We start from the raw sequence: 19,015 nt of genomic DNA on the forward strand, positions 1-19,015 counted from the left end.
GGAATCACCACGACCTTCGACAAAAACCTTGCGTCGAATCGAAGTTTTGATCAAATAAAAAGAAATGCACATCCACATGGGGAGACATCAGGGATGACAATCAAGATTGCAACGCTGGCGGCGACGGGCTCGCTGATCGCCTTTGCCGCGGCGGCCGAGGAAGTGCGGGTCTACAACTGGTCCGACTATATCGACGAGGCCCTGCTGGACCAGTTCGAGGCCGAGACCGGCTATGACCTGGTCTATGACGTGTTCGACAGCAACGAGCTGCTGGAGACGCGGATGCTGGCGGGCGGCTCGGGCTATGACGTGGTGGTGCCGTCGGGCACCTTCCTGCAACGCCAGATCAGCGCCGGTGCCTTCCAGCCGCTGGATTATTCGCTGCTGCCCAATGCGGAGAACCTCTGGGACGTGATCCAGGAACGCACCGCGCAATACGACCCCGGCAACACCTTTGCGATCAACTACATGTGGGGCACCACCGGGCTTGGCGTGAACGTGGGCCGGGTGCGCGAGATCCTGGGCGAGGATGCGCCGATCGCCTCGCTCGACCTGATCTTCAACCCCGAAAACATGGAACAGCTGGCCGAATGCGGCGTGCATTTCCTGGATGCCCCGACCGAGATGATCCCGGCCGCGCTGACCTATCTGGGCCTTGACCCCGACAGCCACGACCCCGACGTGATCGAACAGGTCGAACCGGTGCTGAGCGCGGTGCGCCCCTATGTGCAGAACTTCCACAATTCGGAATATATCAACGCGCTGGCCAATGGCGACATCTGCGTCGCCTTCGGCTGGTCGGGCGATATCCTGCAGGCCCGCGACCGGGCCATCGAGGCCGATAACGGCGTCGAGATCGTCTATAACGCCCCCAATGAGGGCGCGCTGATGTGGTTCGACATGATGGCGATCCCGGTCGACGCGCCGAACCCCGAAGGGGCGCATGCCTTCCTCAACTTCATCATGGATGCCGAGAACATGGCGGCGGCGTCGAACTATGTCTACTACGCCAACGGCAACCTCGCGAGCCAGGAATTCCTGGTCGAGGATGTGATCGGCGACCCGGCGATCTATCCCGATGAGGCGACGCTGGAGAACCTCTACACCACCACGCCCTACGACCCGCGCGTGCAGCGTTTCGTGACGCGCCTGTGGACCCGGATCAAGTCGGGCACCTGAGACCCCTTGCCGATCCCGCCCTGTCCGGACACAAGTTCCGGGCAGGGCTTTCTTCATTCCGCCGCTAGGAAGGATCTGCCATGCAAGCGCAAGCGCGGCCCGCCGAATTCGCCCCCTGGAACGATCCGAACGAAACCCCGCTGATCCGCTTCGACGGCGTCACCAAGCGCTTCGGAAATTTCACCGCGATCGACGACATCGACCTGGCAATCCACCGCAAGGAGTTCTTCGCGCTGCTCGGCCCCTCGGGTTGTGGCAAGACCACCTTGATGCGGATGCTGGCGGGGTTCGAGGCGCCGACCGAGGGCCAGATCACCATCGGCGGCAAGGACATGGCGGGCATCCCGCCCAACAAGCGCGAAGTGAATATGATGTTCCAGTCCTACGCGCTGTTCCCGCATCTGACGATCTGGGACAATATCGCCTTCGGCCTGAAACGATCCGACATGGCCAAGGACCAGATCGCCGCGCGCGTCGATGAAATGCTGCGCCTCACGCGGCTGGAGAGATTCTCCAAGCGCAAGCCGCACCAGATCTCGGGCGGGCAGCGGCAGCGGGTGGCGCTGGCGCGCAGCCTGGCCAAGGCCCCGAAACTGCTGCTGCTGGACGAACCGCTCGGCGCGCTGGACAAGAAGCTGCGCCAGGATACCCAATTCGAGCTGATGGATATTCAGGAAAAGACCGAGACCACATTCGTCATCGTGACCCATGACCAGGAAGAGGCGATGACCGTCGCCAGCCGCGTCGCCGTCATGGACAATGGCAAGATCATCCAGGTCGATACGCCGCCGCGCATCTATGAAAGCCCCAATTCCGTCTATGTCGCGGATTTCATCGGTGATGTGAACCTGATCACCGGCACCGCGCAACTTGGCCAGGGCGGCGCGGCCCTTCTGACCTGGGCGGAAGGCCAGCCCGAGATCATCGGCACGGCGGGCGAGGGGCTCAGCGCCTCCGCGCCTGCCACGTTCGCGATCCGGCCCGAGAAGGTGAACATCTCGGAGAGCCGCCCCGAGTGCGTCAACAATGTCGTGCGGGGCAAGATCCACGACATCGCCTATCTGGGCAATATCTCGACCTATCATGTCGAATTGCCGGACGGTCAGATCATCAAGGCGCAGACCGCGAACAACCGCCGCCTGTCGCAGCGCATGTATACCTGGGAGGATGAGGTCTACCTGTCCTGGACCGACACCGCCGGCCTTGTGTTGGCAGGGTAGGGGATACACATGAACCTTGGCCGCCGCACCCTGATCGGGATACCCTATCTCTGGCTCCTGCTGCTGTTCCTGGTGCCGTTCGGGATCATCCTGAAGATCTCGCTCTCCGACATCGCGCTGGCGATCCCGCCCTACACGCCGACGCTGGACCTCTCCGAGGGCTGGCAGGGCATCCGCAGCTTCTTCGCCGCGCTCGATTTCGAGAATTACATCTTCCTGACCGAGGATGACCTTTACTGGCGGGCCTATCTCTCCAGCCTCAAGATCGCCTTCATCTCGACCCTGCTGGCCCTGGCCGTGGGGTTTCCCATCGCCTATGGCATGGCCAATGCCGCCTCGGAATGGCGGCCCACACTGATGATGCTGGTGATTCTGCCCTTCTGGACCAGCTTCCTGATCCGCGTCTACGCCTGGATCGGCATCCTCTCGAACGAGGGGTTCCTGAACCAGTTCCTGCTCTGGACCGGCATCATCAGCGAGCCGCTCCAGATCATGAACACGCCAACGGCGGTCTATATCGGCATCGTCTACACCTATCTGCCCTTCATGATCCTGCCGATCTACGCCACGCTGGAGCGGATGGATGAAAGCCTGCTGGAGGCGGCGGAAGACCTTGGCTGCAGCCGGTCCTCGGCTTTCTGGCTGATCACCGTGCCGCTGTCGAAATCGGGCGTCATCGCGGGCTGTTTCCTGGTCTTCATCCCGGCCCTCGGGGAGTTCGTGATCCCCTCGCTTCTGGGCGGCTCGGGCACGCTGATGATCGGCAAGGTCTTGTGGGAGGAGTTCTTCAACAACCGCGACTGGCCGGTGGCAAGCGCAGTGGCGATCATCCTGCTTCTGATCCTCGTGATCCCCATCATCCTGTTCCAGAAGAACCAGGAAAAGGAACAGGAGGTGGACGCATGAGACGCTTTACCTGGTTCAACGCCACGTCGCTGTCGCTTGGCTTTGCCTTTCTCTACATCCCGATGATCATCCTCATCGTCTACAGCTTCAACTCGTCCCGGCTGGTCACGGTCTGGGCGGGGTTCTCGACCCGCTGGTATGGCGAGCTGATCCAGAACGAGGCGTTTCTGGACGCGGCCTGGGTGACGCTTCGGGTGGCCTTCGTCTCCTCCTGCATCGCCACGGTGCTTGGCACGATGGCGGCATACGTTCTGGTGCGCGGCGGGCGCTTCATGGGGCGGACGCTGTTTTCCGGCATGATCTACGCGCCGCTGGTCATGCCCGAGGTGATCACCGGTCTCTCCTTGCTCCTTCTCTTCATCTCCATCGGGCTGGACCGCGGCGTCTTCACCATCATCCTGGCGCATACGACCTTTTCGATGTGCTATGTCTCGGTCGTGGTCTCCTCGCGCCTCGTCAGCTTCGACCGTTCGGTCGAGGAGGCGGCGCTGGACCTTGGCTGCACACCCTTCGATGCGTTCAAATCCGTCACCCTGCCGATCATCGCGCCCGCCGTCATCTCGGGCTGGCTCCTGGCCTTTACCCTGTCGCTGGACGATCTGGTCATCGCCTCCTTCACCGCAGGCCCCTCGGCCACGACGTTGCCGATCAAGATCTTCTCATCCGTGCGCCTCGGCGTTTCCCCCGAGATCAACGCGCTCTCCACCATCCTGATCTCGCTTGTCACCATCGGCGTCGTCACGGCGTCGCTGGTCAGCAAACGCAGGATCGTGCAGGCGCGGCGCGATGAACAGATGGCGGAGCAGACGGCATGAAGGAAGAATACGAAGCCTATTGCGCCGCGCATGGGCGGCCCGAGCGTATCGAACTGATGTTGTCCGACATCAACGCGGTGCTGCGCGGCAAATGGCTGCCCGGAGACGCGCTTGGCAAACTGACCTCGGGCGCGGTGCGCCTGCCCTATTCGACCTATGCGCCCGCGATCATGGGCAATGAGGTCGAAGCGACGGGCCTCGGCATTGTCGTGGGCGACCCCGATGGCGCGCTGGTGCCGGTCAAGGGATCGCTGCGGCCCGTGCCCTGGATGCCGGGTACTGTCGCGCAGTTGCAGGTCGAGATGCTGACGCCGGAAGGGCAGGCCAGCCCGATCTCGCCGCGCGGTATCCTTGAACGCATGGTGGACCGGTTCACCGCGCATGGCTGGCACCCCGTGGTGGCGACCGAGCTTGAGTTTTTCCTCCTGCGTCCGCGCAGCAAGGCCTATGACGCGCCGAAACCGCCCGTGCGCACCCCCGCCGCGCAGAATTACGACCTTGAGGTTGTCGCGCGGCAGGAGGCGATCCTGACCGAGATCCTGCGCGCCTGCGACGTGCAGGGCTTGGAGACCGACACGCTGATCGCCGAATACGGGCCCGGCCAGTTCGAGGTCAATTTCCACCATACCGGCGACGTGCTGGCCGCTGCCGACACCGCGCTTCTGTTCCGCCGCCTGGTGCGCGGCGTGGTGGCGCGGCACGGGATGGAGGCCACCTTCATGGCCAAGCCCTATGCGGACGCGCCGGGCAACGGGATGCACGTCCATGCCTCGGTGCTGGACGATACGGGCGAGAACATCTTCAACCATCAGGCCGGTCCCGCGCCCTCCGCGACGCTGAAGAACGCGGTGGCGGGCGTGCTGGCCACGATGGAGGAATTGCAGGCCATCTTCGCGCCGCACATGAATTCCTATCGTCGCTTCCAACCGATGAGCTTTGCGCCATCGACCCCCGATTGGGGCCTCGACAACCGCGCCGCGGGAGTGCGCCTGCCCGAGGTCACCGGCCCCGGCGCGCGGCTGGAACATCGCATCAGCGGGGCCGATGTGAACCCCTACCTGGTGCTGACCGCGATCCTGGGCGGCATGATGCACGGGCTGGAGACCGCGCCCGACCTGCCCTTGCCGATCGACGATCCGGCCTCCGAACCGGCACAACGGCTCGGCCATGACTGGTTCGACGCGGTGGAACGCTTCGCGGCTTCGGACCGCGCGGCGGAAATGTTCGGGACCGAGTTCCGCGATGTCTATGCCGCCGTCAAGCATGACGAGGTGCAGACCCTGACCGGCATGATCACGCCGGTCGAATACCAGTATTATCTCAGCCGCCTGTAGCCGCTCATGCGCGTTTACGAAGACATGGCCTATGGCCCCGCGCCGATTGCAGAATGTTTTTGGCGCGAGACGGTCGCGGACATCCCGCAGCATGGCCCCCTGGAAGGGTCCGCGCGCGCCGATGTGGCGGTGATCGGCGCGGGCTATACCGGCCTCAACGCCGCGCTGGCGCTGGCCGAGGCAGGGCGCGACGTGGTGGTGCTGGAGGCCGAACAGCCGGGATGGGGGGCGTCGGGGCGCAATGGCGGGTTCTGCTGTCTCGGCGGGGCCAAGGCGGGACCGGACAAGATCAGAGCGCTGGCCGGCGAGGATGGCGCGCGCGACTACGCCCGTGCCGAACGCGCGGCGGTGGATCATGTGGCGGGGCTGCTGGAGGCGCAAGGGATCGAGGCAGACACCCATTCGCAAGGCGAGACCTTGCTGGCGCACCGGGCGCGCGACGTGACCGGGTTGCACGAGGTGGCCGAGCGGATGCGGCATTGGCAGGGGGTGGAGTCGCGTTTCATCCCGAGGGATGCGCTGGCCGAGCATGGCCTTGCCAGCCCCGAGTTCCACGGCGCGCTGACGACGCCGATCGGCTTCGCGCTCAACCCGATGTCATATATGCTTGGTCTGGCCCGGGCGGCGGTGCGCGCGGGCGTGCGGCTCTTCGGGGCCTCCGCCCTCATCGCCCTGACCCATGACGGCGACTATGTCCTGCGCACCGAACGGGGCGAGCTGCGCGCCAGGCAGGTGATCTTCGCCACCAACGGCTACAGCCGCGATGACCTGCCGGGCTGGTTCGCGGGCCGCTACCTGCCGGTGCAATCCAATATCCTTGTCACGCGCCCCCTGAGCGATGCGGAGCTGTCCGCGCAAGGCTGGACCAGTCCTCAGATGTGCTATGACACACGCCACCTGCTGCATTATTTCCGCCTGATGCCCGACAAGCGGATGCTCTTCGGCCTGCGCGGGGCGATGCGCACGACGCAAGCCAGCCACGCCGCCACCCGCGCCACAGCGCGCGCCGATTTCGAGCGGATGTTCCCCGAATGGCGTCACGTCGAGACGCCGCATTTCTGGTCCGGCCTGCTTGCCCTCGCGCGCGACCTCATGCCCTTTGCCGGTCCCGTTCCGGGGATGGAGGGGGCCTATGCCGGGATGTGCTACCACGGCAACGGGGTGGCGATGGGCAGCTATGCGGGGCGGCTGCGTGCGGCACAGATCACCGGCGACGGCCCTGCGACACCGGCGGCGATGCTGAGGCCGCTCAAACGCTTTGAACTCGGCCGCTTCCGGCGGCTGGTGCTGCCGGTCGCCTACCGGCTATACGGGCTACAGGATCGAGGATAGATCATGGCAAAAACTCCCATCATCGGCGTTCTGGAAACCGGTCGCCCGCCCGAGGAACTGGCCGATTATGGCGACTACCCCGGAATGGTCGCCGATTGGCTTGGGCGTGACGGTGTGACCTATCGCAGTTACGCGGTGCTGAAGGGCGTGTTGCCCGACGCGCCGGAGGAGGCGGATCTCTGGGTGATCACGGGATCGAAATTCGGCGCTTACGAGGACCACGACTGGATCCCGCCGCTGGAGGAGTTCATCCGCGCCGCGCGCGATGCGGGCCGCCCCATGGTGGGCATCTGTTTCGGCCACCAGATCATGGCGCAGGCGCTTGGCGGGGTGGTGCGCAAATCCTCGAAAGGGTGGGGGCTCGGCATCCATGATTACGGCCCGCTCAACTGGCCCGAGGCGCTCGGGGAAGAACCTGCGAAGCTGTCGCTGCAAGCCTACCACCAGGACCAAGTCGAGGTGGCACCTCCGGGGGCCGAGGCCATCGCCTCGACCGCCTTCTGCCCCTATGGCGCGCTCTGGTATCCCGGCTTCGCCATCACCGTGCAGGGCCATCCCGAGTTCTCGAAACCCTACGCCTCGGCGCTTCTGGACGCGCGCAAGGGCAGCGTGCTGGACCCAGCCGAGGTGGAGGACGCGCAAGATACCATGACGCGTGCCGACACCCGTGCCGACCTCGCCCGCCTGATCCGCCGCGTGTTCCTGCCCGAGGCGGGCTGATCCGATCCGGCAATTTGCCGGGATCGTCCAAATTGCAAGACACCACCGCCTGTGCCATTCCAGGACGCGACCCAACCGAAAGACGATGACATGACGCTGAAAGCCAAAGACGCCCCCGATCTGGGATCCTTCACCTGGGACGATCCGTTCCTCTTGGAGGCGCAACTGACCGAGGAAGAACGGATGCTGCGCGATGCGGCGGCGGAGTTCGCGCAATCCAAGCTGCAACCCCGCGTGATCGACGCCTATGCCAGGGAAACCGTCGCGCCCGAGATCTTCCCCGAGATGGGGCAGGCGGGCCTGCTTGGCGCGACCCTGCCCGAGGAATATGGCGGGCTTGGCGCGGGATATGTCACCTACGGGCTGATCGCGCGCGAGGTGGAGCGCGTGGACAGCGGCTATCGCTCGATGATGTCGGTGCAGTCTTCCCTCGTGATCTACCCGATCTATGCCTATGGGTCCGAGGAGCAGCGCCAGAAATACCTGCCGGGCCTGTGTGACGGCTCGCTGATCGGCTGTTTCGGGCTGACGGAACCCGATGCAGGCTCGGACCCCGGCGGCATGAAGACGCGGGCCGAGAAGACGGAAGGCGGCTATCGCCTGTCGGGCTCCAAGATGTGGATCTCCAACGCGCCGATTGCCGATGTCTTCGTGGTCTGGGCCAAGTCGGATGCGCATGACGGCAAGATCCGGGGCTTCGTCCTGGAGAAGGGCCTGAAGGGCCTTTCCGCGCCCAAGATCGGTGGGAAGCAGAGCCTGCGCGCGAGCGTCACGGGTGAGATCGTGATGGACGGGGTTGAGGTCGGGGAAGAGGCGCTGCTGCCCAATGTGGAGGGGCTGAAAGGCCCGTTCGGCTGCCTCAACCGGGCGCGCTACGGCATCGCATGGGGCGTGATGGGCGCGGCCGAGTTCTGCTGGCATGGCGCGCGGCAATACGGGCTGGACCGCAAGCAGTTCAGGAAACCGCTGGCACAGACGCAGCTTTTCCAGAAGAAGCTGGCCGACATGCAGACCGAGATCACGTTGGGGTTGCAGGCAGCGTTGCGGGTCGGGCGCCTCATGGATGAGGCGCGGGCCGCGCCCGAGATGATCAGCCTGATCAAGCGCAACAATTGCGGCAAGGCACTGGAGATCGCGCGCATGGCCCGCGACATGCATGGCGGCAACGGGATCTCCGAGGAGTTCCAGGTGATCCGCCACATGATGAACCTTGAGACGGTGAACACCTACGAGGGCACGCATGACGTTCACGCGCTGATCCTGGGTCGGGCGCAGACGGGGTTGCAGGCGTTTTTTTAGTGGGATCGCCGCTGTCGCGGCGACCGAGGCGGGGGGGACGCTGTCCCCCCCGCACCCCCCCTGGGATATTTTCAGAACAAAGAAGGTGGGGGTGGGATCAGTCGTCTGACCTGATCATTTCCGCCGCCTTCTCCGCGATCATTACCACAGGCGCGTTGGTATTGCCCGAGGTGATCGTCGGCATGATGGACGCATCGACCACCCGCAGCCCTTCCATGCCGCGCACTCTTAGGTCCGGGTCCACAACCGCGCGGTCATCGGTGCCCATGCGTGCCGTCCCGACCGGGTGAAATATGGTCGTCCCGATTTGGCCCGCCGCCTCGACCAGTTCCGCATCCGTGGAAAACATCGCGCCGGGCCGCAGTTCCTCGGGCCGGTAGCGCGCCAGTGGCTCCTGCCCGACGATCTCGCGCGTCAGCCGGATCGCGCGCGCCGCGACCTGCCGGTCGGCCTCCGTCGAGAGGTAGTTCGGCGCAATCGCGGGGTGGTCCGAAGTCTCTGGCGAGGCCAGCCGCACGGTGCCGCGACTGGTCGGGCGCAGGTGGCAGACCGACGCCGTGAAGGCCGGGAACGGGTCCAGGTCGCCGCCGAAAGCCGCGAGGCTGAGCGGCTGGACATGGTATTCCAGGTCGGGCGTCTCGACCTCCGGCCCTGACCGGGCGAAGGCGCCAAGCTGCGACGGCGCCATCGACATCGGGCCGGAGCGCCTCAGCGCGTATTCCAGCGCGATCCCCGCCTTGCCGCGCCATGTGGAGGAGAGCTGGTTCAGCGTCACCACCCCCTCGACCCGGTAGGCGCAGCGCAGTTGCAGATGGTCTTGCAGGTTGGCCCCGAGATCGGGGATATCGCGGGCGACCTCTATCCCCATCTCCGCCAGATGCGCGCCGGGGCCGAGCCCCGAGAGCATCATCAGTTTCGGCGAGTTGATCGCGCCCGCCGACAGGATCACTTCGCGCCGCGCCGACGCCTGCGCGGGCTGGCCGTTTTTGCGGAACCGCACGCCCGTGGCGCGCGGGCCGTCGAGGATCAGCCGCTCGGCCTCGGCCCCGGTGATCACATTCAGGTTGCGCCGCCCCTTCGCGGGTTTCAGGAAGGCGCTGGCCAGCGACCAGCGCCAGCCGCGCCGCTGGTTGACCTGGAAATAGCCGACGCCCTCATTGTCGCCGGTGTTGAAATCCGAGGTCTTCGGAATGCCTGCCGCCTCGGCCGCATCGGCGAAGGCATCGAGGATCTCCCAGGACAGGCGTGGCTCCTCCACCCGCCAGTTCCCACCCGCGCCGTGGATCTCGCTTGCGCCCTGGAAATGGTCCTGCGACTTGCGGAAGAGGGGCAGCACATCCTCCCACCCCCAGCCCACATTGCCCATCTGCCGCCACAGGTCGTAGTCGCGCGCCTGTCCGCGCATGTAGATCATGCCGTTGATCGAGGAACAGCCGCCCAGAACCCGGCCACGCGGGTAGAGGATCGACCGCCCGCCAAGCCCCGGCTCGGCCTCTGTCCGGTACATCCAGTCGGTGCGCGGGTTGCCGATGCAATAGAGGTAGCCCACCGGGATCCTGGTCCAGATGTAATTGTCCTTGCCCCCCGCCTCCAGCAGCAGGACGCGGGTGGCGGGGTTCTCCGACAGGCGGTTGGCCAGCACGCACCCGGCCGAGCCCGCGCCGACGATGATGTAGTCGAATATGCCATGGTCGATCATGCGGGCGTCACACCGCGTGTTCGGGCGTGATGATCTGCCGCGCGCCGTCCTGGAAATCCTTCAGGCTCAACTCCCACCGCGCCCTTGGCCAATGGACCTCCAGCGTCTGTTTCCGGGGCCGGTAGACCGCCGTGTAGAGCGTGCCGAAGCCCTGCGTGAAGGCCGTGGAATAGAGCGGGGGGCGCAGGAACGCCTTGATGAATTTCTCCTGCGGTTCGACATGCAGGGTCAGGCGTTGCAGCAGGAAGCGCTCGCGTTCCACCGTGGCGGTAAAGCGCGCGTGGCTGGCCCACTCGACGCGTTCCTGGTGGTTGGTCGCGACCGCCGCGCCGGTGATCAGGGTGGCGCGGTCGGGGGCCATCAGCGCGGTCAGGTAGCGGCGTTGGGCATCGACCACGGTGACGTTGTAGCTCATATGCGTGGGCACGCGGCGCAGGACCTCGCCCGCCTCCTTCGCGGTCTCGCAGGTCTGCAACACGTAGCGCAGGATCAGCGGCACGCCGAACCCGTCGCCCACGACCCGGCGGCCGCCGAAGGTCAGCGACACGGCAAGCCCCGCATCGTTGATGCCATCGACCAGCCCCCAGAGCCCGTCACTTGTCCCCATCACGCGCCGCCCCTGCCAGGCTGTGTGCAGGATCAGGCTGTCGAAGGCGTGGGGGGAATAGTCGTAATTGCGCACCAGCATCGGTTCGGCGCCGGGCCAGATCGCCTGACTGCACCCAGACAGATAGGGTGGCGGGCAGTAGAAAGACAGGAAGCGCGCCGCGTGATCGGTGCCGCCCGCCAGCTCGCAGAGCCGGTCATAAAGCGGCATCATCTCCGGCATATGCGCCTTGAGGGCCTTGACGCTGTCCCAGTATCCGGGGCGCGCCTCGGCCCCTTCCCGGACCCACCAGCGATGGTAGTCGGGCCAGTATTCGTGAAACAACCCGGCCCAGATGGGGCCGGGTTCGCGTTCCGATATGGCGCGCCAGTTGAGTTGCATGCCTTGCCGGGGACTACATGATCTTGAAAGCCGGGTCCGCCAGCGCAGGCCCCGCCTCGGCCACCGGCAGCGGGCGGCCATCGACACCCTGCTTGATGCCGTGAATCCAGCGCTTGGCCCGTTCGGTCAGCTTGAAGCCCTGCGTCATCGACCGCCCGCGCGTCACGACGATGCCGATATCGGCCCCCTCGTAGCGGTAATCGCCCGGTTGCAGGATGCGCAGGAAAAACGCCTCGTTCTCGCTTTCGACGGCGCGGCGGTGGTAGTCGAACCGGTCGAAACTGATGCTGCCGTCCTCGTTCATCTTGTAGATTCCGGTCTCGGGCACCTGAGTGGCGATGTCGACAGTGTCGTCGGTGTGCTTGATCACCATCTGGCTCCAGCTGTCGATCATGTTCGGATCGGCCCAACGCTGGTTCAATTCCTCCACGTCGAGGTTGAATTTCTTCTTCGAGAACTCCAGCAGGTGAAACAGGAAAAGCGGCGCATCGGCATGGGCGAAGGCCGCGTGATTGGTCATCGAGGACGCGCCGGTGATGCGCGGGTTCAATTCGCCAAGCCAGATGTCGTTGGTCTTCTTGTCGATCAGGAAATCCAGCTCGAAATAGCCGCGATAGCCTTCCTTGCGCAGTTGTTCACCGAATTTGAAGGTCAGCTCGCGCGCCTTCTGACGGACCTTGGGCGGGAAGGCGGTCGAGAAAATCTCGTTGCCGCACCAGCCGCCGCGATAGGGGGTCAGCTCCTTGAAGCCGACAAGCTCGGTCATCAGCGGGCCGACGATGGTGCCTTCCTTGGTGGCGCAGGCCTCGATCGCCGAGCCGCGGCAGTCGATCCGCTTCATGATCTTGATCTCGCCCTCGCCGACGATCTCATGCGCGTGGCGGCGGAAATCGGCCTCGGACTTGATGAAGAAGGTGGTGTGGCCGCTGTCGCCGAAGGCCGATTGCAGCACCAGGTCATGACCGATCCCGGCCTTTTCGCAGGTCTTCCTGAGGTCCTCGTAATCCTTGACCTCGGCCAGCACGTTGGGCACCGAGGGCACGCCCGCCTTGTTACCGATGCGCACGGTCTCGATCTTGTTGTCCATCGACTGGCGCAGCTTGGCCTTGGGAAACCACACATCCGCGCCCAGTTCCTTTGACAGGCGCTCGGTCTCCTCGTCGAACATCAGGAAGACGAATTTCGGCTTGCCGCCGCGCCGCTTGATCAGGTCGATGACCTCCTTGTGCTGCAACAGGTAGTTGTTGATATCCTCGATCGACTGGAATTCGGCATGGGGCTGTTCCGAGGGGCAGAACACGTTGGGATGCTTGCCGCCATAGCAGTCGATATAGCAGATATACTTGAAGTTCTTGCACCACTCATCTAACCCCAACAGGTTGAAATTGGTCGCCGAGATGAAGTAGATCGGATCCTCGTTGCGGTGAAAGTGGCGCCGGATCTCTGACATGTTGTTCAGGCTGGCTTTGGCCATGATATTTCTCCCTCTTGGTCCTATTTGTGACGCGCGTCGTTCAGCTTCAGACGCGCCGCATTGGTCCTGGCCTGCTGTTTCAGGGCCTTCTGGGTGAACACGCGCAGCCCCAGATCGTCGCGGTAGCCGTGGATCTCGCTGACATCCAGCGCGCGCATGAAGGACAGGATTTCCTTGCTGACCACCTGTCCCGGCACCAGGATCGGAAAGCCGGGCGGGTAGGGGATGATGAACGAGGCCGAAACGACATCATCGCCGCTTTCCATTGCCTCCTTGATCGAGCCGTCCAGTTCCAGGTAATCGCAATTCTTCTCGTCATAACTGAGGAAGAAGGCCGATCTTATGTCGCCTTCGCTGGTCACCTGGTCGGTGCGGAAGGCATCGTGGAAGCGGCTGAAATCGGGCAGCGGCGGCAGGTCGTGCATGAGGTTCGAGACGCGCTTTTCAAAGCCGCGTTTCTCCATCATCGACGCATCGTCCAGAAGCTCGTCCAGTTCCTTGGCGATCTCGACCAGCACCTCGATCAGGTAGGCCACCGATGAGCGCGTGGTGCCGATATTGGTCATGAACAACACGGTATTGCGCGAGGTCTTGTTGATCTGGATGCCGTATTTATCCATCAGGATATCGGTCTTGAACGTATCGCCGTCCCAACCGGTCCCGCCGACGGCCAGCGTCACGCGGGTGGCATCGAGGACAAACTCGTCCTTTTCCCAGCAATCCCAGATATCGGTCCAGCCCTGTTCGGGGTCATAATAGCTGGTGACACCGCTTTCGCGGTAGGCTTCGGGGATCATGTCGCCCGCCGCCAGAACCTTGAAGTATTTCTTCAGCAGCGGATGGGTCGAGATGGCCCGGCGCATCGCCATCGCGGCCTCGACCTGGCGCTGGACGAATTCGAAACCTTCAAGCTCCACTTGCCGTCGGCCCACGTCGAGACTGGCGATGATCTGGTAATTGGGCGAGGTCGAGGTATGGGTCATGTAGGCCTCGTGGAAACTCGCCTCCACCTCGCCCTTGAAGTCCTGGTCGTTGACATGGATCATCGAGCCTTGGCGCAGCGAAGTCAGTGTCTTGTGGGTCGATTGCGTCGCATAGACCCGGACCCGTGCCCCCGGCGGCGGCAGAAGCCGCGTCGAAAGCAGCGCCTCCTCGTCGGCATCCTTCAACTCTTCCTGCTGCGCCGCGTAGGCGGCGGCGTGGTCCTCGGTGCGCAGCCGTTCGCGCAGGGTATTGGCCGCGTTCATCGCGGTGCGCTGCCGGTAGGTCGGACCGAAGCGCGCGAAGGCGAACCAGGCCTCGTCCCAGAGAAAGACGAGGTCGGGCTTGATCGCGAGGCATTCCTCCATCATCCGTTCGACATTGTAGACGATGCCGTCGAAGGTGCAGTTGGTCAGGAGCAGCATCCGCACCCGGTCCAGCTTGCCCGCCGCCTTCAATTGCAACAGCTGATGCTTGATCTCGCGCAGCGGCACCGCGCCATACATCGAGTATTCATTGAGCGGATAGCTGTCGAGATAGACCACCTGCGCGCCCGCCAGCACCATGCCGTAATGGTGCGACTTGTGGCAATCGCGGTCGACCAGCACGATGTCGCCGGGACGCACCAGCGCCTGCACCACGATCTTGTTGCAGGTCGAGGTGCCGTTGGTGGCGAAATAGGTCTGTTTCGACCCAAATGCCCGGCTGGCCAGTTCCTGCGCTTCCTTGATGGGGCCGTGCGGCTCCAGCAGGCTGTCGAGCCCGCCGCTGGTGGCCGAGGTCTCCGCCAGGAAGATGTTGGGGCCATAGAAGGCGCCCATGTCCTGGATCCAGTGGCTGCGGCTGATCGACTTGCCGCGGCTGATCGGCATGGCGTGAAACACGCCGGTCGGCTGCTTGGAATATTCGACAAGCGCGGTGAAGAACGGCGTCTTGTTGCGGGCCTGAACGCCGCGCAGGATGTTCAGGTGCAGTTCCAGGAAATCCTCCTGGTTGTAGAACACCCGCCGGCAGATACCGAGGTCCAGCCCCGCGATATCCTCGACCGACCGATCGGTGACCAGGTAGGCGTCAAGCTCGGGGCGCACCCTGGCGATGAGGCGGCACAGCTCGGGCCCGTAATCCTCGGGGCTGAGCGCCTCGATCATGTTGATCCCGCCCGCCCGGTTCAGGTAGCGGGTCAGGATGGACAGTTCGATCTTGGATTCCATGATCAGACCGGGGCGGACCACGATGGCCTGGATGTTGTGGTTGAACAGAACCCCGATCAGGGCGTCCTGCAAACTGGGCACGACGACCGTTTCGTAGTGAAACGGGTCTTCCATGCGGCGCATCCGGGCAAAGTTGCTTTTCAGCCAGCGTTCCTGATGCTCGTTGACATCATCGACGATCATCACCTCGAAATAGGGCTTGGCCAGCGCGCGCGCCTCCAGCGACTGGATCGCCTCATCCTCGTGATCGTCGGTCTCCGTGCCACGTTCCAGCGGCACATGGCGGCGGCGATAGGCCCCGGTGGCCAGCCCGCGTGCCACGCGCTGGATGGCGTAGGCGGCGTCCTGGTAGTTCTGATGCTCGAATTGCCGCCGGATGTGGTCGAAGGCCTGCACACCGGGAAAGGCCCAGTAGGCCTCGATCGGGGCGAGCGAGTCGAAGAGCGTGTTGATCTTCTTGATCTGTGCCTCGGAGCCCTTGGCCTTGCCCGCGCGCGTGAGGGCCACCGAGGCCTCCCGCAGGGCGCTCCACCGATCCGATCTCAGTTGGATGGCGGAATAGTAGTCACTCATCGACTGCATGTCTTGGCCTCGCTGTTTTGCAACGGACGAGGCTCCCATAGTGACAACTTGCAGCGTCAGGTCAACAGCTAGCCCTGTTTGACGGGATCGAACAGTTCCTGATGGTCGTTGGGATGACTGCGCCGCGCATAGGGCTCAATCGGCTTGGCCGAGGTGCCGCCCTCATCCAGCAAGATGCCCGCGCGCGAGCCCTGGCGGGGGGTTTCCAGCGGTCCCAACCGGTGCAGGTAGGCGTCGGTTCCGCTGCTGCGGTCATAGACCGGGAAATCGGTCGAGCGGTCGCGGAAGCTTTTCAGAACCTGGCCCAGGCCCTTCATGCCGGTTTCGCGCTGACGGCGCACCTGGTTGAGGTCCAGCTCCAGCGGGAACATGTCCTCCTGGCCTGCGGACTGGTGCAGCACCGTGGCCGACGGGTCGATGACGCAGGAGCGCCCGACGCCGCCCGCGCCCAACCCGTTCACATCGACCACGTAGCACTGGAACTGCGCCGCCGTGGCGCGCGCGATGGCCAGCTCCGCGTCGCGGTCGGTGGTGCCGGTCAGGACCGGGTGCAGCAGAACCTCGACGCCCTGGCTGGTCAGTTGCCGCGTGGTTTCGGGGAACCAGATGTCATAGCAGATCGACAGGCCGAACCGGCCCACATCCGTAACATCGAAGACGCAGAACCCGGTGCCCGCCTCGACGCCCGCCTCGTAGGGGCGGAAAGGAAACATCTTGCGGTAGGTGGCGACGGTCTCGCCCTGCGGGTTCAGCACGGTCGAGGTGTTGTAGACAAGCCCTTCGTCGGTGCGCTCGAACATCGAGCCGGGGATGAGCCAGATATTGTGCTTGATCGCGGCCTCGCGGAAGCGGTCGATGGCATCGTTGTGCAGGGGCAGGGCCGTCCGCGTCAGGGGGCCGAACGGGGCCAGTTCGCTGAACAGCACCATCTGCGTCCAGGGAAAGCGCGCCATGAGGACGTCGAGGCGATGGATCATGCCGTCGACATTGGGTTGCAATGCATTGACATACATCTGCACACCGGCAACTGCGAATGGCGTCATTTCGGGAGGTCTCCGCGAGTGGTCAGAAAATCGAGGCGCAGACTAGCCGCATTTGGCCACGATGGCCAACGGGGGCTGTCCGACGCCCGAGGATCACGGCACATAAGGCCAGATCGGGGCGGCTGCAATCGCAAAGCAGCGGCGGCGGCGCGTCAGCACGAAAAGGTGAGGGATGCTGTCGTGTTCTTGCAACGATTGCGGGGTTGAGGGCGGCCCGTCGACGGGCCGCGGATGCGCTCGGTCGACCGAGCGCCCGTGCCAGGCCCCTCCGTTTCCGGCGCAGCCAAAGGCGCGACGGCGCCTCGGTCGGTCAGGCCGCCCCCTCGGAGGCGCCGCGCGCCGTGAGGCAAGACGTGGTGCGGGCGGCGGGACTCGAACCCGCACGGGGGCAACCCCCTTCAGATTTTAAGTCTGATATGTCTACCATTCCATCACGCCCGCAAGCGCCCCGACGCTACCCCGCGCAGCCCGCGCTGAACAAGGGCAAAGCCCGTCAGCCGCGCTGGCCCGCGAATTTTTCCTGCCAGCCCTCGCGCGCCTCGTCGGTGATCTTGGCGAAGAGCACGTCGGGCACCGTGAAGCCGTGTCCCGCAGGCAGCGCCGCCAGCGCCTCGCCGACCGTGTCGGGCCAGTCCGCGCCTGCCGCCCCCATCGCCTCCAGCATCGCCGCCGACGCGTCCGGGATGAAAGGCTCGGACAACACCGCATAAAGCCGGATCAGGTTCAGCGACAGCCGCACGATGGCCGCCGCGCGGTCGGGATCCTCCTTGTAGGCGGCCCAGGGGGCGGCGGCTTGCAGGTATTCGTTGCCCGCCACCCAGATCGCGCGCAGCTCGGCGGCGGATTTGCGGACCTCCATCGCCTCCATATGGGCCTGGTAGGCATCGACGCGGCCCTGCAACTCGGCCACCAGCGCGACCTCGGCATCGCCGTATTCGCCGCCCTCGGGCACCACCTCGCCGAACTTGGAGCGGCAGAACTTGGTCACGCGGCTGACGAAATTGCCAAGCACATCGGCCAGATCCTTGTTCACGCTGGCCTGGAAGTTTTCCCAGGTGAACTCGCTGTCGCTGCTCTCGGGCGCATGGGACAAGAGCCACCAGCGCCAGTAATCGGCGGGCAGGATCTCCAGCGCCTGGTCCATGAAGACGCCGCGGCCCTGGGAGGTCGAGAACTGGCCCCCGTCATAATTGAGGTAATTGAACGACTTGATGTAATCGACCAGCTTCCAGGGCTCGCCCGAGCCCATGATCGTGGCGGGAAAGCTCAGCGTGTGGAAGGGCACGTTGTCCTTGCCCATGAACTGGACGTAACGGACATCCTCGGCGCCCTTGTCCTCGCGCCACCAGCGTTCCCAGTCGTCGCCTTTGCCCGCATCGACCCATTCGGCGGCGCAGGCGATATATTCGATGGGGGCGTCGAACCAGACATAGAAGACCTTGCCCTCCATCCCCGGCCACTCCGCCTCGCCCTTCTTGACGGGAATGCCCCAGTCGAGGTCGCGGGTGATACCCCGGTCGCGCAGCCCGTCGCCATCGTTGAGCCATTTCCTGGCGATCGAGGTGGTCAGGATCGGCCAGTCGGTCTTGCTGTCGATCCAGTCGTTCAATTGCCCGCGCATTTCGGACTGGCGCAGGTAGAGGTGCTTGGTCTCGCGCACTTCCAGGTCGGTGGAGCCCGAGATCGCGCTGCGCGGGTCGATCAGGTCGGTGGGGTCCAACTGCTTGGTGCAGTTCTCGCATTGATCGCCGCGCGCGCGGTCATAGCCGCAATTCGGGCAGGTGCCCTCGATATAGCGATCCGGCAGGAAGCGTTTGTCGGCATGGGAATAGACCTGTTCCTCGCTCACCTCGCGGATCAGCCCGGCCTCGGCCAGGCGCCCCGCGAAATGCTGCGTCAGCTTGTGGTTCTGCGGGCTGGAGGAGCGGCCGAAATGGTCGAAGCTCAGCCGGAACCCGTCGGACAGATCCTTCTGCACCTGCCACATCTCGGCGCAATATTCCGCGACCGGTTTCCCGGCCTTGGCGGCGGCAAGTTCGGCGGGGGTGCCGTGTTCATCGGTGGCGCAGAGAAACAGCACTTCGTGGCCGCGCTGGCGCATGTAGCGTGCGAAAAGGTCGGCGGGCAGTTGGCTGCCGACCAGGTTGCCCAGATGCTTGATCCCGTTGATGTAGGGGATCGCCGAGGTGATGAGGATACGTGCCATCTTGTGCGGGTGCCCGTCTTCTTGTT

14 protein-coding genes and 1 tRNA gene are annotated in these 19,015 nt (G+C 64.5%); 8 read left to right on the forward strand and 7 right to left on the reverse strand.

All coding sequences use genetic code 11. The features are described 5' to 3' along the window. Positions 1-93 precede the first annotated feature (93 nt). The 8 genes from HNS34_RS00830 to HNS34_RS00865 all read left to right on the forward strand — a co-directional run bounded on the left by HNS34_RS00830 (position 94) and on the right by HNS34_RS00865 (position 8,805). A complete protein-coding gene (locus HNS34_RS00830; protein ID WP_172317044.1) occupies positions 94-1,179 on the forward strand; it encodes a polyamine ABC transporter substrate-binding protein in 1,086 nt (361 codons plus the stop codon). Positions 1,180-1,259: 80 nt separating this feature from the next. Continuing rightward, positions 1,260-2,399, forward strand: coding sequence for an ABC transporter ATP-binding protein (locus tag HNS34_RS00835; RefSeq protein WP_172317046.1), 1,140 nt, complete (start codon positions 1,260-1,262; stop codon positions 2,397-2,399). 9 nt (positions 2,400-2,408) lie between these two features. After that, complete coding sequence (locus tag HNS34_RS00840) at positions 2,409-3,305, forward strand: ABC transporter permease subunit (protein WP_172317048.1); 897 nt, start codon at positions 2,409-2,411, stop codon at positions 3,303-3,305. Continuing rightward, positions 3,302-4,120, forward strand: a complete 819-nt coding sequence (locus HNS34_RS00845) for an ABC transporter permease (RefSeq protein ID WP_172317050.1) — start codon at positions 3,302-3,304, stop codon at positions 4,118-4,120. Before HNS34_RS00840 ends, HNS34_RS00845 begins: the two co-directional genes overlap by 4 nt. Beyond that, positions 4,117-5,454, forward strand: coding sequence for a glutamine synthetase family protein (locus HNS34_RS00850; protein ID WP_172317052.1), 1,338 nt, complete (start codon positions 4,117-4,119; stop codon positions 5,452-5,454). The genes HNS34_RS00845 and HNS34_RS00850 overlap by 4 nt, the downstream gene beginning before the upstream one ends. Before the next feature lie 6 nt (positions 5,455-5,460). Continuing rightward, positions 5,461-6,786 (forward strand): NAD(P)/FAD-dependent oxidoreductase, encoded by a 1,326-nt coding sequence (locus HNS34_RS00855; protein WP_172317054.1) that lies wholly within the window; start codon positions 5,461-5,463, stop codon positions 6,784-6,786. 3 nt (positions 6,787-6,789) lie between these two features. Beyond that, positions 6,790-7,506, forward strand: a complete 717-nt coding sequence (locus HNS34_RS00860; RefSeq protein ID WP_172317056.1) for a type 1 glutamine amidotransferase — start codon at positions 6,790-6,792, stop codon at positions 7,504-7,506. Between the two features lie 90 nt (positions 7,507-7,596). Then, on the forward strand, positions 7,597-8,805 hold the full coding sequence (locus HNS34_RS00865; protein WP_172317058.1) for an acyl-CoA dehydrogenase: 1,209 nt from the start codon (positions 7,597-7,599) through the stop codon (positions 8,803-8,805). Positions 8,806-8,902: 97 nt separating this feature from the next. Here HNS34_RS00865 and HNS34_RS00870 read toward each other — a convergent pair whose 3' ends face one another. The 7 genes from HNS34_RS00870 to metG form a co-directional block, all read right to left on the reverse strand. Further along, the gene (locus tag HNS34_RS00870) at positions 8,903-10,504 is read right to left on the reverse strand and encodes a GMC family oxidoreductase (protein WP_172317060.1); all 1,602 of its coding nucleotides are present in this window, start codon (positions 10,502-10,504) and stop codon (positions 8,903-8,905) included. Positions 10,505-10,511: 7 nt separating this feature from the next. Further along, positions 10,512-11,492, reverse strand: coding sequence for a C45 family autoproteolytic acyltransferase/hydrolase (locus tag HNS34_RS00875; protein ID WP_172317062.1), 981 nt, complete (start codon positions 11,490-11,492; stop codon positions 10,512-10,514). A 13-nt stretch (positions 11,493-11,505) separates the two neighbouring features. Continuing rightward, positions 11,506-12,966 (reverse strand): biotin carboxylase, encoded by a 1,461-nt coding sequence (locus HNS34_RS00880; RefSeq protein WP_172317064.1) that lies wholly within the window; start codon positions 12,964-12,966, stop codon positions 11,506-11,508. Positions 12,967-12,986: 20 nt separating this feature from the next. Next, on the reverse strand, positions 12,987-15,740 hold the full coding sequence (locus tag HNS34_RS00885; RefSeq protein WP_172317066.1) for an aminotransferase class I/II-fold pyridoxal phosphate-dependent enzyme: 2,754 nt from the start codon (positions 15,738-15,740) through the stop codon (positions 12,987-12,989). 68 nt (positions 15,741-15,808) lie between these two features. After that, positions 15,809-16,783: a carbon-nitrogen hydrolase family protein gene (locus HNS34_RS00890; RefSeq protein ID WP_172317068.1), complete on the reverse strand. Its 975-nt coding sequence runs from the start codon at positions 16,781-16,783 to the stop codon at positions 15,809-15,811. Between the two features lie 354 nt (positions 16,784-17,137). Beyond that, positions 17,138-17,224: transfer RNA gene (locus HNS34_RS00895), tRNA-Leu, on the reverse strand. A 52-nt stretch (positions 17,225-17,276) separates the two neighbouring features. Continuing rightward, entirely contained in the window at positions 17,277-18,989 is a 1,713-nt protein-coding gene (gene metG / locus HNS34_RS00900) for a methionine--tRNA ligase (protein WP_172317070.1), read from the reverse strand. Between the last annotated feature and the right edge of the window lie 26 nt (positions 18,990-19,015).

It is taken from the genome of Alterinioella nitratireducens, from assembly GCF_013155465.1.
Lineage (GTDB): Bacteria > Pseudomonadota > Alphaproteobacteria > Rhodobacterales > Rhodobacteraceae > Alterinioella > Alterinioella nitratireducens.